Below are 14273 nucleotides of genomic sequence, written 5' to 3'. Positions count from 1 at the left end.
CGCGGATTCAGCAACCTCTCAGGAGGCTGCGCCGGAGTCAGCCGACGATGGTGTCGACGACGCGCCCGACCCAGTCGAGCAGCTCGCGCCCACGCAGCGGCTTGCCGCCGATCCCGGGCTCGCGCGGAGCCGGCACGAGCAGGACCTTGACGGCCTCCTTGTACAGGCTCTTGGGGTAGATGCGGTTGATGCGCAGCTTCGCGGACTCGGGCAGCGTGACGGGGTTGAACCGGATGTTGGACCCGGCCGAGGTCACCTCGGTGAGGCCCGCGGCCCGCACCTTGACCCGCAGCGCCGCCACGTCGAGCAACGCCTCCACGGAGTCGGGCAGCTTGCCGTAGCGGTCCTGCAGCTCGGTGCGCAGCTCGTCGATGTCGGAGGTGGCCCGCACGTCGGCGAGTCGCTTGTACATCTCAAGGCGCAGCCGTTCGCTGGGCACGTAGTCGTGCGGCAGGTGCGCCTCGACGGGCAGCTCGAGCTTGACCTCCTTCTCGGGCGCCGCGTCGCCGCGGAACTCCGCGACCGCCTCGCCGACGAGCCGGATGTAGAGGTCGAAGCCGACGTCGGCGATGTGCCCGGACTGCTCGCCGCCGAGCAGGTTGCCCGCACCGCGGATCTCGAGGTCCTTCATCGCCACGGCCATGCCGCCGCCGAGCTCGGAGTGCTGCGCGATCGTGACGAGCCGGTCGTGCGCCGTCTCGGTGAGCGGCTTGTCGGGCGGGTAGAGGAAGTAGGCGTACGCGCGCTCGCGGCCACGGCCGACGCGGCCGCGCAGCTGGTGCAGCTGCGAGAGGCCGAGCGTGTCGGCGCGCTCGATGAGCATCGTGTTGGCATTCGACACGTCGAGGCCCGACTCGACGATCGTGGTGCAGACCAGGACGTCGAAGCGCTTCTCCCAGAAGGCGACCATGACCTCCTCGAGCTGGTGCTCGCCCATCTTGCCGTGGGCCACGGCCACGCGGGCCTCGGGCACGAGCTCGCGGATGTGGGCGGCGGTCTTGTCCATGCTCTGCACGCGGTTGTGCAGGTAGAAGACCTGGCCCTCGCGCAGCAGCTCGCGCCGGATCGCCGCCGTGACCTGCTTGTCCTCGTACGGCCCGACGAAGGACAGCACCGGGTGGCGCTCCTCCGGCGGGGTGGCGATGGTGCTCATCTCACGGATGCCGGTGACGGCCATCTCGAGCGTGCGCGGGATCGGGGTGGCCGACATGCTCAGCACGTCCACGGCGGCGCGCAGGTGCTTGAGCGCCTCCTTGTGCTCGACGCCGAAGCGCTGCTCCTCGTCGACGATCACGAGGCCGAGGTCCTTGATCCGCACGCCGGGCTGGAGCAGCCGGTGGGTGCCGATGACGAGGTCGACGGAGCCTTCCGCCAGTCCCTCGAGGGTGGCCTTGGACTCCTTGTCGCTCTGGAACCGCGAGAGCGGCCGGATCGTGACCGGGAACTGGCCGAAGCGCTCAGCGAACGTGGCGTAGTGCTGCTGAACGAGCAGCGTGGTGGGCACCAGCAGGATGACCTGCTTGCCGTCCTGGATCGCCTTGAACGCCGCGCGGACCGCGATCTCGGTCTTGCCGTAGCCGACGTCGCCGCACACGAGGCGGTCCATCGGGACGGTGCGCTCCATGTCGCGCTTGACCTCGTCGATCGTGGCGAGCTGGTCGGGGGTCTCGACGTGCGCGAACGCGTCCTCGAGCTCGGCCTGCCACGGGGTGTCGGGGCCGAAGGCGTGGCCCTTCGTGGACTGGCGCGCGGCGTAGAGCTTGATCAGCTCGTCGGCGATCTGGCGCACCGCCTTGCGGGCCCTGGACTTGCGGTTCGACCAGTCGCCGCCGCCGAGCCGGTCGAGCGACGGCGACTCGCCGCCGATGTAGCGGTTGACCTGGTCGAGCTGGTCCATCGGGACGAACAGCCGGTCGGCGGGCTGGCCCCGCTTGCTCGGCGCGTACTCCAGCACGAGGTACTCGCGGGCCGCGCCGTGAACGACGCGGTTGACGAGCTCGACGTAGCGGGCGACGCCGTGCTGCTCGTGGACGACCGCGTCGCCGGGCTTGAGCTCGAGGGGGTCGATCTGCCGCCGGCGCCTCGCGGGCATCGACTTCGTGGTGCGCTCGACGGCACGCTGGCCCACGAGGTCGTCGCGGGTCAGCAGGACGAGGCCGAGCGAGTCCGAGACGAACCCGTGCCCGATCTCGGCGCAGATCACCTGGACGACGCCGCGCTCGATGCCGTCGGATCCGTCGGCGCGGTCGACGATGGCGCCGGGAACGTCGTGCTCGGCGAGCCACTCCACGGTGCGCTGGGCCTGCCCGTGTGCCGGGGCCACGAGGACGAGGTGGCGGCCCTCGGACCGCCACTTCACGATGTCGGCGAACGCCGCCTCGGTGTCACCGCGGTACTGCGGGGCCGGCTCGGCCTGCACGACGTGCGACTCGTCGAGGGCGAAGGACGAGACCTCGCCCCAGCCCAGTCCGAGCTTCGCGGCGTGCTCGCGGACGTCGTCGAGCTCGTGGAAGCCCGCCGAGCCGAGGTCGATCGGGCTCTCGCCGCCGCCGGCAGCGGTGGCCCACGACGCGGCGAGGAACTCCTCGCTGGTGGCGAACAGGTCGGCGGCGCGCGCCTTGATCCGCTCGGGCTCGGACGTCACGATCGTCGACCCCGGCGGCAGCAGGTCGACGAACAGCTCCATCTCGCCGGCCAGCACGGGGGCCAGCGACTCCATGCCCTCGACCGCGTGACCCTCCGACAGCTTCGTGAAGAGCTCGGCCAGCGAGGGGTGGCTCACGGCGTACCGCGAGGCGGCGGCGCGGACCTCGTCAGTGAGCAGCAGCTCGCGGCACGGCGCCGCCCACAGCCGGTCGACCGGCTCGAGGGTGCGCTGGTCGGCCACGGCGAAGCGCCGGATCTCGTCGACCGTGTCGCCCCAGAACTCCACGCGCAGCGGGTGGTCCTCGGTGGGCGGGAAGACGTCGACGATGCCACCGCGGACGGCGAACTCGCCGCGCCGCTCGACCAGGTCGACGCGGGTGTAGGCGGCCGCGGCCAGGCGGGCGACGATGTCGTCGAGCTCGACGTCCTGGCCGGCGCGCAGCTCGACCGGCTCGAGGTCGGCCAGCCCCTTGACCTGCGGCTGCAGCATCGACCGGATCGGCGCCACCACGACGCGCGGGCGCTCGTCGCCGCCGTGGACGACGCGGCGCAGCACGGCGAGCCGCCGGCCCACGGTGTCCGAGCGCGGCGACAGCCGCTCGTGGGGCAGCGTCTCCCACGCGGGGAACGACGCGACCAGCTCGGGGCCGATCAGGGCGCCGACCGCGGCAGCCAGGTCGTCGGCCTCGCGCTCGGTGGCGGTCACGGCCACGACGACGGACTCGTCGCCGGACAGGGCCGCGGCGACGAACGGGTGGAACGCGGGAGGAGCCGTCAGCTGCGCCGTCGCGGCACCTCCGCCCAGGGCGGAGGCGAACTCGACGAGATGGGGTTCAGCGGCGACCGCCGCGGTCAGTTCAGGTTGTGCCATGGCCTGTCAAGCCTACGGGCTGGGACCGCGCGGGACCCGCCGGGCGAGCCTCAGGACGACGGGGGCCAGCGCAGTGCCGTGACCATCGCGATCGCGTGCTCCTGCTCGTGCGAGAGCGAGAGGGACCACGATGCGAGGCCGACCTCGCGCGCGCGGTCGGCGGCGGCAGCCGCGAGCTCGAGCCGCGGGACTCCCCCGACGTCGCGGCGCACCTCGATCGAGAGCGGGTCGAACCGGTCGAAGCCGCCCTCCAGGACCTTCATCACGGCCTCCTTCGCCGCCCACCGGGCTGCCAGTCGCTCGGGCCGCCCCGCGCAGTAGGCCAGCTCGTCCTCGGTCCAGTACTTCTGCAGGAACCGGGGGCCCGAGCGCTCCACGGCGGCCCGGATGCGGGCGACCGACACGATGTCGACCCCGCAGGCGACGCCGGGGGTCACGACCGGTTCGCCGCCGCCACCGTGGCCAGGAAGCTGTGGGCGGCGACGATGCTGCCGGCCTCGTTCAGGTGGCCGGGATCGCGGGCGTACCCGTCGTAGAGGGAGTAGAAGGTCTGGCCGTCCTCGGAGGCCGCGACCCGCTCGCCCGAGGGTGTCGTGGACTGCATCGCGGCGACGTCCCACAGCTCGCCCGGCTCGGAGAACTCCGCGCGGATCATCTGGTTGTAGCGCTCGCGGGCGACGTTGTTCTCGTTCGCGAGGCCGTCGTCGCGCCCGATCGCCTTCTTGACCCAGCCCTTCCAGCTGCGTCGCGTGGTGACCGGCTCGGTCGTGGCGACGAACGTGGTGTCCGGGTAGGCCTCCTGCAGCGAGCGCAGCGTGTCGCGGTAGGCCGTGAAGACCTCGTCGAGGTCGGAGGACGCCCACAGGTCGACGTAGCAGAGCTTGAACACGACGACGTCGGCCTGGTCGCCCACCCCGGCACGGACCACGGAGTCGAACTCCTTGATCTTGCCGAGCGGATCGCCGTTGGTGCCGACGTGCATGTGGGTGATGCCGGGACCCGCGACGGACGTGGCCTCGGTGACCTCGGGAGCGGGCAGGCCCTCCTGCTCGTGGATCAGGCCGATGCCCCGCAGGACGTCGTCGCCCACCGACTGGTGCGCGAAGAAGACCTTGGTGTCGCCCAGTGATTCCATGTCGGCCTCGCTCGCCTCGACGGGGGTGAAGGGTTCGCCGGCGACCTCGTCGACGTCGGCCGCGACGGCGATCCCGATGCCTGCGGCGAGGGCGACGGCGGCCAGCAGCGCCACCAGAATGACCCAGGCCTTGCGCATCGTCGAACTCCTCTCGTCGCGGTGGTATCACCAAGGAGCCGCAGGACTCGTGGGAGATACGTGATCCGGTGCCCCGATCGTACCGTCCGACCGTTGCCGGAAACCCGTGAATTCGCCGTAATTCGACTGGTAGTGTCCGGACACCGGGACGGTCGACCCCGGGCTGGCATCGGCAGGTGTGACAGAAGGTAAAGGAGTGCCCATGGCCACGCGAGAAGAGCTCGTGAACGAGCTGCGCGAGCTGATCCTCGGGGAGCTGATCCCCCTCGATCCGGAGGAGCTGAAGGACGACTCCCCCCTCGTGGACGACGTCCTGGACTCCCTCGGCATCGCCGAGGTCGCCGTGTTCGTCGAGGACCGCATCGGGCGGCCCCTCGCCGCCGAGGAGGAGACCCGGGCCACCTTCGCGTCCGTCGACTCCGTCGTCGACTTCATCGTGCAGCACAGCTGATTCGCCACCGGACCGGCCATGTGCGGAATTGCGGGGATCGTCGCACCGGCGTCCCACGACGACGCCCACCGACTCCGGTCGGTGGAGCGGATGCTGGCCAGCATCGCGCACCGCGGCCCCGACGAGAGCCTCTCCACCAGCTCGGGCGCCGCGCACTTCGGCACGGTCCGGCTCGCGCTGGTGGACAAGCCCACCTCCCGCCAGCCGATGGCCGACGACGCGGGGCGCTACCTCCTGTCGTTCAACGGCGAGGTCTACAACTTCGCCGAGCTGCGGTCGGCGCTGGAGGGCGTCGGGCACACGTTCCGCACCTCCGGTGACACCGAGGTCGTGCTGCACGCCCTGATGGAGTGGGGCTCCGACGCGTTCGCCCGCTTCCGCGGCCAGTTCGCGATCGCGTTCTGGGACGCCGATCGCCGTCGGCTCCTGCTTGCGCGCGACCGGCTCGGCATCGTCCCGCTGTTCTGGACGCGGACGCCCGCCGACGAGCTGGTCTTCGCCTCCGAGGTCAAGGCGTTCGCCGACGCGGGCCTGCGCACCCCCATGTCGCTGCCCGACATCGTCGACGCCGGGGTGCTGTGGGGACTGCACCCGGGCCGCACCGCGTTCCACGGCGTCTCCTCCGTCCCGGCCGGCGGCTTCGTCGAGTCCCACGACGGCCACGAGACCGCCTCGCGCTACTGGCGCTTCGAGTTCGCCGAGCAGCGCGACGACCGCAGCGTCGACGACCAGGCCAAGGAGCTGCTCGGGCTGCTCACCGCCGCGGTCGAGCGTCGGGTCCCCCAGTACGGCGATCCCGCCGTACTGCTGTCGGGTGGCCTGGACTCCAGCGCGGTGCTCGCTGCCCTGCGCTCGATCCGGCCCGACCAGACGATCGACAGCTTCTCGATCCAGTTCGCCCAGGAGGGGCTGAACGAGGCTCCCTACCAAGCGCTCGTCTCGGAGCACTTCGACACCCACCACGACGCGATCGTGTGCGACGACGAGTCCGTCGCGTCGGCCCTCGAGCTGATCACGCGCCACGCCGAGCTGCCGCTCATGCGCACCGCGCCGGGGTCCTCGATCGCGCTGGCCGAGCGGATCAAGCAGAGCGGCTCGCGCGCCGTGCTCAGCGGCGAGGGCGCCGACGAGCTGTTCTGCGGCTACGACGTGTTCAAGGTGGCGTCCATCCGCGACGCGTGGGCCGCCGACCCCGACTCCCCCGCCTTCGGCCGGCTGCTCGAGAAGGCGCTGGCCCACCAGGAGCAGCTGGGTCGCGGAGCGAGCGCCGCGTTCTACGAGCGCGGACTCGAGCAGCGCGACGACCCCGTCTTCTCGCACCTGCACCGCTGGTCGGCGGCCTTCCGGATCACCCAGTACCTCGCCGAGCCGCTGCGCGAGCAGACCTCGCTCGAGGGCACCCTCGGGCGCGTCCGCGACCGGCTGCCCGACGCCTTCCACGGGTGGTCCACGGTCGAGCGGGCGCAGTACCTCGAGGCCACCTACTTCCTGGGCACCTCGCTGCTGGCCACCCAGTGCGACCGCCCGTTCATGGCCCAGAGCGTGGAGTGCCGCTACCCGTTCCTCGACGAGGACGTCATCGACTTCGCCCTGACGCTGCCCGAGGCCTCGAAGCTGCACGACCTCAACGAGAAGCTCGTGCTCAAGGAGGCGGTGCGCGCCCACCTCCCGGCCGCGGTCACCGAGCGCGTCAAGCAGCCCTACACCGCGCCCGAGGGCGGCGTCTTCCGCTCGCCCACCGGCCGCGCCCTGCTCGACCGGTACCTCTCGCCCGACGCCGTGGCCGACACCGGGGTCTTCGACCCCCGGCGGGTGGCGTGGCTCATCGACAAGACCCATCGCAGCCGCACGAGCTTCCACGACGACCTCGCGCTCGTGTGGATCCTCAGCACCACGATGCTCGTCCAGACCTACGGCTTCGCGGACGCGGACGCCGACCTTCGAAGGGGAACCGCATGACCGACATCCAGGAACTGAGCCGCCGGATCGACCTCGAGGACGTGGGCGCCACCACCGACCTGCTCGTCGCGTCCATCCGCGACACCGCGCGGCACTTCCGCCGCACCGGGGCGATCGTCGCGCTCAGCGGCGGCATCGACTCCTCCGCCTGCCTGGGCCTGGCCGTGCGCGCGCTGGGGGCGAAGCGCGTCGTCGCGCTGACGCTGCCCGACAAGGAGAGCTCGGGCGAGACCGTGGGCTACGCGCAGGAGGTCGCCGACGCGTTCGGCGTCGAATTGCTGCACCGCGACATCACCGCCCCGCTGGACGCCCTCGGCTGCTACGACGACCGCCTCGCGGTGGTCCGCAAGATCGTGCCCGAGTTCGACGCTGACGCCGGCGACCGCTACTCGGTGGAGTTCGATCCGGCGCTGGGCAACGACGAGCAGCTCCAGTCCTTCCGCCTCAACGTGATCCGCGGCGGCGAGCAGACGATGCACCGCCTCGGCGGCCGCGACTTCCTGACGATCATGGCCGCGACCAACCAGAAGCAGCGCATCCGGATGCTCTCGACCTACCGCATCGCCGACGAGCGCAACCAGATCGTGGTGGGCACCTCCAACCGCCTCGAGCTCGACCAGGGCTTCTACGTCAAGCACGGCGACGGCTGCGGCGAGGTCTTCCCGCTGCGCCACCTGCTCAAGTCGCACGTGTACGAGGTCGCGGCGCACATCGGCGTGCCCGAGTCGGTGCAGAAGCGGCCGCCCACGACCGACACGTTCAGCGCGCCGCAGAGCCAGGAGGAGTACTTCTACGGCACGTCGGTGCGCATGAACGACGAGCTGTGGCTGGCCTGGGACCAGCAGGAGGACCCGGCGGCCACCGCCGAGCGCCTCGGCCTGGGCACCTCGGACGTGGAGAAGTTCTTCGAGCTCTACACGCGCCGGGCGCTGTACGCGGAGTACCTGCTGACGTCGCTGTGAGCCTCAGGCGCCGGCCGGGCGGCGCCTGACCAGCTTGCCGGTGCGCGTGGTCTCGAGGCGGTCGACCACCACCACCTCGCGCACGAGGCCGCGCGGGTCGACCGCGGCCAGCACACGCCGCGTGAGTCCCTCGCGATCGGCGTCGGGCGCCAGCTCGACGAACAGCGAGCACTGCGCGTCCTCGACCGTGTCGTCGGCCAGCAGCAGCGCACCGGCCACGCCGTCGACGCGGGCGACCTCGGCCTCGACCGCCACGGCCGAGACGCGGTTGCCGCGGAAGTTGATCATCTCCGCGAGCCGTCCGGTCACGGTGAGGTGGCCGTGGGCGTCCATCCGGCCGAGATCGGTGGTGACCAGCGGCGTGCCGGGCTCGCGCACCGGGTCGCCGAGGTAGCCCATGAAGACCGAGGGGCCGTTCACGCGGATGCGTCCCTCCTCGTCCGTCGCGACCCGGCCGTCGGCGTCGACGAGGTCGACCGTGGTGCCCGGCAGGGGCAGGCCCACGGAGTCGGCCGGCGCGGTGCTGCCCGGCGGCCGCACGGCCACCCGGGCGGTGGCCTCGGTGAGCCCGTACATGAGGTGCGTGCCGCCACCGAACCCCGGCGTCAGCTCGGCGAGCGAGGCGTCGGACACCCCGCCGCCGGCCAGCAGCAGCATGCGCAGGGCCGGGGCGAAGTCCTCGCCGAGCGTGAAGCGGCGCGCGACGAGGCGCAGGTAGTAGGGGACGCACGGCAGGATCGTCACGCCGTGCTGGTCGAGCAGATCGGCGAGCGGCCGCGACGGCAGGGTGCCCGACGTCATCAGCAGGGGCACCGAGCGCATCAGCGCCAGCAGCACCATCGAGAACCCGTAGGAGTGCGTCGGGTCGAGGATGAAGCCGAGGACGTCCCGGTCGGTGTCCCACGGCTGCACCACCTGGTTCACCGCGGTGACGTTGCACGCGACGTTCCGTGCCGAGAGCCGCACGCCCTTCGGCTCGCTCGTCGTGCCGGAGGTGAACAGGAGCAGCGCCTCGGGCGAGCCGACGACGTCGACGCCGTCGGCGGGGAGGTGGCGCGGATCGGTCGAGGGCTCGACGCCGAACGGCTCGAGGGTGCCGGCCGCCAGGTCGAACCGGCACCGCGACCGCGCCGCGAGCTCGCGGGTGCGCTCGGGGGTGGGTCGCGGCAGCATGACGAGCGACCGGCCCGACAGGAGCACCGCGACGATGTCGACGACGGCCTCGTGCCCCGCACCCGACAGGGCGACGCGCTCGTCGGCCGGCACGGTGGCCGCGATGTGCTCGGCGCGCTCGAGCGCCCGCGTGAACAGGTCGCCACGCGTGAGGACGGTCTCCCCGTCGATCACCGCGACGCGCTGCGGGTCGTCGGTCCACCGCAGCAGGTCGGCGAACGAGACACCCGTCATCGCAGCCTCAGCGACCGGGCGGGGGGCGACACCACGCTGCCGCCGGCCGGGACGTCGGTGACGACGACCGCGTTGGGACCGACCTTGGCGCCGTCGCCGACGCGCACCGCTCCGATGACGACGCTGCCCACGCCGAGGTGGACGCCGCGGCCGATCCGTGGCGGCGCGTAATAGGACTCCGCATGGTCGGGCTCCCACCGGCGGCCGAGGGTGACGCCGTGGTAGATCATGCAGTCGTCACCGATGACGGCACCGGGCTGGAGCACCACGCCGTTCTGGTGGACGAAGACCACCCGGTGACCGATCGCCGTGTCGTGGCTGACCTCGAACCCCAGCACGTTCCGGACGTACGCGGCGTTGACGAACTTGTAGAGCACCCGTCCGAGGCGGCGGACGAGGAAGCCGCGCGCGGGGGCGTGGACCCACTCGCCGAAGCGGTGCACCGCGAGCATGTGCTTGGCGGGCACGAGCCAGCCGGGAGCGTGCGAGGCCATGTCCTCACGGACGATGTCGAGCAGGCCCTGCCACGTCGACATGTCCCATTCGGTGGGGTCGGTGACGACCGGCGCGGTCGGCTTCGCGGGCTCCTGGTCTGTCGTCATGGCAGGAGTATGGCACCGGACGAGGGCCGCCGGTCGAGCCACGAAACGCGGCTGTCGGGACAGACTCGCGGTTTCGCCACGACGGCCCGGCGGACTGCCTACGCTGGTGCCCATGTCGAACGCGCCCGCATCCCGGCCGCACGTCCTCGTGATCGTCCAGAACCTGCCGGTTCCGCTGGACCGCCGCGTGTGGCTCGAGTGCCGGGCGCTGATCGCCGCCGGGTTCGACGTGAGCGTGATCTGCCCCAAGGGCCCGGGCGACCCGTCCGCGGAGACCCTCGACGGGGTCCGCATCCACAAGTACCGTCCCGCGCCGCAGGCCTCGGGCGCGCTCGGCTACCTGGTGGAGTTCGTCTACTCGTGGCTGCGCACCGCCTGGCTCTCGCTGCGCGTGTGGCGCGAGCGCCCCTTCCAGGCGATCCAGGCCTGCAACCCGCCCGACACCTACTGGGCGCTGGCCCGGCTGTGGCGCCGGCGCGGCGTGGCGTTCGTGTTCGACCAGCACGACCTCAATCCCGAGCTCTTCCTCTCGCGCTTCGGCGAGCCCTCCTCGCTCATGCAGCGCCTGCAGTTCTCCTTCCTGAAGTGGCTCGAGCGCCGCACGTACGCCACGGCGGACCACGTCATCTCAACGAACGAGTCGTACAAGCGGATCGCCCTCGAGCGCGGCGGGTTCCGTCCGGAGGACGTCACCGTGGTGCGCAGCGGCCCGGACACCTCGACGATGCGGCCGATCCACGACCCGGGTGCCCCCACGCCCACCCGCCACACGCTGGCCTACCTCGGGATCATGGGCCCGCAGGACGGCGTGGAGACCGTGCTCGACGTCATGGACGAGCTCGTGCACCGGCGCGGACGCACCGACGTCGACGCCGTCCTCATGGGCTTCGGCGACTGCTACGAGGACCTGCGCCGGCGCTCCACCGAGCTGGGCCTGGATCACCTCGTCACCTTCACCGGTCGGGTCGGTCCGGCCGAGATCGCGCGGCACCTCAGCGCCGCCACGGTGGGGCTGTGCCCCGACCTCAAGACGCCGCTGAACGACGTCTCCACGATGAACAAGACGATGGAGTACATGGCCTATGCGCTGCCCACCGTCTCGTTCGACCTCGTGGAGACCCGGGTCTCGGCAGGTGAGACATGTCTGTACGTCGAATCGGGTGACATCGGCGCCTTCACCGATGCCGTCGAGCGCCTGCTCGACGACCCGGAACTGCGCGTCAGGCTGGCGCGAGAGGCCCGCGAACGCGTTTCGACCCACTTGGACTGGAAACCGCAGTCGGAGGCTTACGTCGGCGTCTGGAGGGCCCTGCTGGGTACCACGGACGAGGCCGGACCAGTCAGAAAGAACTATGTGGACTTGGTCACACAGGAGGAGTTCGAGCGCTTCGTGCTCTCGCGGGGCCCAGTCCCACCCGCATCCTGAGTCACTCCACTCTCGCCCGAGGGCCGGTTCTGCCTGCCATTTCGCTTGCATCGCCGTGTCGGGGCGTGCGAGGGTTGGCGAGTTCACGCCTCTACTTCAAGGCCTATCTCCATGCCGTTGACCCCCCAGTCCCCCCGAAAGCACCGCAGGATCTCGGCCAAGCGGAAACTCTCCTTCTCGCGACGCAGCCTCGTCATGGCACTGCTCGCCGTCACACTCACCACCCCAGCCCTGTTCGCCGCCACGGAGCGCACCTCCGCCGCCGCGGAGACGCAGAGCCTCCTCCCCGACGACCTGCGCCCCCGCGCGCTGGGCGACTCCCGCCCCTGGGAGGTCGGGCTGAAGTTCCAGGTCACCCGTCCGGCCTACGCCGAGTCGATCCAGGTGTACCGGAGCCAGACCCTCAGCAGCGGCACGATCGCGACCCTGTGGTCGCCCACCGGCTCGCCGCTGTCGACCGCGACCTTCCCCGCCTCGGGCCAGACCGGCCTGCAGACGGTGGACCTCGACTCCCCCGTGCTGCTCGAGCCCGGCGAGAACTACGTCGTCTCCTACTCCGCACCCCAGGGCCGCCAGCCCCAGGACCAGCGCCAGTTCACCCGTGCGGTGAGCAACGGCGTGCTGCGGGCCGCCCCGGAGGCGGGTGTCTACAGCGGACGCCTCGGCAACTTCCCGACGCGGACGTACCGCGCCTCGAACTACCACGTCGACGTGGTGGTCTCCACCGGCGACGCCGGGCCCACGACGCCCCCGCCCACCACGACGCCCACCACGGCTCCGACCTCGGCGCCCACCACGGCTCCGACCTCGGCACCCACCACGGCTCCGACGACAGCGCCGACCAGTGCTCCGACCACGGCACCGACGAGCCAGCCCACCACGAGCCCGACGACCGCGCCGACGAGCCCGCCGGCGGGAGGCTCCAACTTCCCGACCCGAGCCAACACCGGAACGCCGGCCGGCTGGACCCCCACCCGCACGATCAACGGTGACCACAACGTCACCACGGCCGGCGCGGTGGTCCAGGACCTGCGGATCGTGAACGGCAACCTCAACATCCGCGCGGCGAACGTCACCGTCCGGCGGGTCGAGATCAGCAGCGGGCAGATCAGCAACGTCTTCAACCGCCAGTGCTCCAACGGGCTGGTCGTCGAGGACACGACGATCCTGCGCGGGTCGACCGACATCGGCCAGCCGGCCATCCAGTTCGGCGGCTACACGGCGCGCCGGGTCAAGGTCGACGGTCCGTCCGAGGGCCTGCGCGTCGGTGGCCGCGACTACGGCTGCGGCGAGGTCTCCGTCGTCGACTCGTTCGTCAGCGTGAACGCCTACGCCGGCTGCGAGCGTGCCGGCAGTGGCATCGACTGGCACGGTGACGCGCTGCAGGGCTACAACGGCGCGAAGGTCACGGTGCGGCACTCGGTGCTGAAGCTGAACCCGACGCCGTACTGCATCGGCAACTCGGCGTTCTTCTACCCCACCCAGGGCAACACCAGTGCCGTGATCGACAACGTGCTCGTGTCCGGCGGCGGCTTCGTCTTCCGCCTCGACACCCCGGGTCAGGTCACCAACCTCAAGGTGGCCGAGGACTCCTGGATCTACGGGCCGAGCCACAACCAGGCCTGCGGCGCCGGGATCACCTGGGGCTCGGGGAACGAGTACGTCAACTACAACGAGAGCACCGGAGCCTGGTCGTCCAGTCGCCCGCTCTCGTGCCTGGGCTTCCGCGGCTGACCCCGCACCGCCCGTTGCGATCGTGACGACGGAGCCCCGCGCACCTGATGGTGCGCGGGGCTTCGTCGTGCAGGCAGGAGGAGGTCAGACCCGAGCGAGCTCACGGTCGTCGTCGGCAGCCGCGGGCTTGCGGTCGCGGCGGCGCTGGGCGCTCCGCTCCAGGGCCGCCACGCACAGCAGGGTGGCGCCGCCGCCGAGGACCAGCACCATCAGCTGGGCGAGCCTGGGCTGGCCGCGGAACTGGACCACGGCCGGCGACTCGGGCGAGGGCGCGATCGTCACCCGCTCGTCCGCGGCGACGTCCTGCTCGTCCTGGAGGGTCTGGAGCTCGGCCGAGATCTGGCGCAGCGCCTCGCGGTGCCGAGCTCGCGCGATCTCGGGATCGGGGGCGGCCACCTCGATGTAGAGGGCGCGGGTGTCGAAGTACGGCGCCCACTGGACCCCGTTGTCGGGCAGCGTGATCAGCACGCCGTCGCGCACCCCGCGACCCACCATGGTCGCGGCCGAGGACGCCGTCTTCGGCAGCGCGTCCATGCCGTTGATCCGCTTGCCGACGATTCCGGCCACGGTGATCAGGTCGGCGGCGTTGACGCGCAGCTTGTTCGGGTAGACCTCGCTGGCCGGGGAGACGAAGACGGCCTGTCCCCGCAGGTAGTAGACGTCCTGTCCGGAGCCGACCGCCGCGACGGCGACGTAGGTGATCCCGAGCCCGAGCACGACGACGTACCAGCGCCGGAAGGCGGCGACGAGCACGTCCCAGAAGACCACGTCACTCCTCCTCCGGCGGACCGGGCGTCCGCGTCGCCCTCCAGTCTGGCACGCACTCCCGTCGTTCCGGGCCGATCACGGTGTTCCACCGCCGGGCGGAAAGCCCCCCGCATCGCGATCCCCTCGTTACGATGGGACCACGGCGGCCGGCACAGGGTCATCGCGCGGGAGTCG

General features: G+C 71.5%; 11 protein-coding genes. 5 read left to right on the top strand and 6 right to left on the bottom strand.

Annotation, left to right across the window (positions count from 1 at the left end; all coding sequences use genetic code 11):
- Window positions 1–37 precede the first annotated feature (37 nt).
- Genes mfd through B2363_RS06810 form a run of 3 tightly spaced genes read right to left on the bottom strand, consistent with a single transcriptional unit; the run spans window position 38 to window position 4790 of the window.
- On the bottom strand, window positions 38–3517 hold the full coding sequence (gene mfd / locus B2363_RS06820; RefSeq protein ID WP_286929338.1) for a transcription-repair coupling factor: 3480 nt from the start codon (window positions 3515–3517) through the stop codon (window positions 38–40).
- Between the two features lie 50 nt (window positions 3518–3567).
- Complete coding sequence (gene acpS, locus B2363_RS06815; RefSeq protein WP_286929337.1) at window positions 3568–3954, bottom strand: holo-ACP synthase; 387 nt, start codon at window positions 3952–3954, stop codon at window positions 3568–3570.
- Complete coding sequence (locus tag B2363_RS06810) at window positions 3951–4790, bottom strand: hypothetical protein (RefSeq protein WP_286929335.1); 840 nt, start codon at window positions 4788–4790, stop codon at window positions 3951–3953. Before B2363_RS06810 ends, acpS begins: the two co-directional genes overlap by 4 nt.
- A 202-nt stretch (window positions 4791–4992) precedes the next feature.
- Here B2363_RS06810 and B2363_RS06805 point away from each other — a divergent pair, with 202 nt between their 5' ends.
- Genes B2363_RS06805 through nadE form a run of 3 tightly spaced genes read left to right on the top strand, consistent with a single transcriptional unit; the run spans window position 4993 to window position 8162 of the window.
- Window positions 4993–5241 (top strand): hypothetical protein, encoded by a 249-nt coding sequence (locus B2363_RS06805; RefSeq protein WP_286929334.1) that lies wholly within the window; start codon window positions 4993–4995, stop codon window positions 5239–5241.
- Between the two features lie 18 nt (window positions 5242–5259).
- Window positions 5260–7200: an asparagine synthase (glutamine-hydrolyzing) gene (asnB, locus tag B2363_RS06800; RefSeq protein WP_286929333.1), complete on the top strand. Its 1941-nt coding sequence runs from the start codon at window positions 5260–5262 to the stop codon at window positions 7198–7200.
- The gene (gene nadE, locus B2363_RS06795; RefSeq protein ID WP_181754770.1) at window positions 7197–8162 is read left to right on the top strand and encodes an NAD(+) synthase; all 966 of its coding nucleotides are present in this window, start codon (window positions 7197–7199) and stop codon (window positions 8160–8162) included. The genes asnB and nadE overlap by 4 nt, the downstream gene beginning before the upstream one ends.
- Before the next feature lie 3 nt (window positions 8163–8165).
- Here the strand turns inward: nadE and B2363_RS06790 are convergent, their stop codons facing one another.
- A complete protein-coding gene (locus B2363_RS06790; protein ID WP_286929331.1) occupies window positions 8166–9569 on the bottom strand; it encodes a class I adenylate-forming enzyme family protein in 1404 nt (467 codons plus the stop codon).
- Window positions 9566–10171 carry a serine O-acetyltransferase gene (locus tag B2363_RS06785; protein ID WP_286929329.1) on the bottom strand — a complete coding sequence of 202 codons (606 nt, stop codon included), beginning with the start codon at window positions 10169–10171 and terminating at the stop codon, window positions 9566–9568. The genes B2363_RS06790 and B2363_RS06785 overlap by 4 nt, the downstream gene beginning before the upstream one ends.
- A 112-nt stretch (window positions 10172–10283) precedes the next feature.
- Between B2363_RS06785 and B2363_RS06780 the strand changes: the two genes are divergently transcribed.
- Window positions 10284–11597 carry a glycosyltransferase family 4 protein gene (locus tag B2363_RS06780; RefSeq protein WP_286929327.1) on the top strand — a complete coding sequence of 438 codons (1314 nt, stop codon included), beginning with the start codon at window positions 10284–10286 and terminating at the stop codon, window positions 11595–11597.
- Between the two features lie 195 nt (window positions 11598–11792).
- Entirely contained in the window at window positions 11793–13331 is a 1539-nt protein-coding gene (locus B2363_RS06775; protein WP_286929326.1) for a DUF4082 domain-containing protein, read from the top strand.
- Window positions 13332–13415: 84 nt separating this feature from the next.
- Here the strand turns inward: B2363_RS06775 and B2363_RS06770 are convergent, their stop codons facing one another.
- Window positions 13416–14099: a hypothetical protein gene (locus tag B2363_RS06770; RefSeq protein WP_286929324.1), complete on the bottom strand. Its 684-nt coding sequence runs from the start codon at window positions 14097–14099 to the stop codon at window positions 13416–13418.
- Between the last annotated feature and the right edge of the window lie 174 nt (window positions 14100–14273).

The organism is Aeromicrobium sp. UBA7512, from assembly GCF_002476985.1.
Classification (GTDB): domain Bacteria; phylum Actinomycetota; class Actinomycetes; order Propionibacteriales; family Nocardioidaceae; genus Aeromicrobium; species Aeromicrobium phoceense.
Note: the sequence above shows the minus strand (reverse complement) of the source record. Positions and strands in the feature narration are given on the sequence as shown.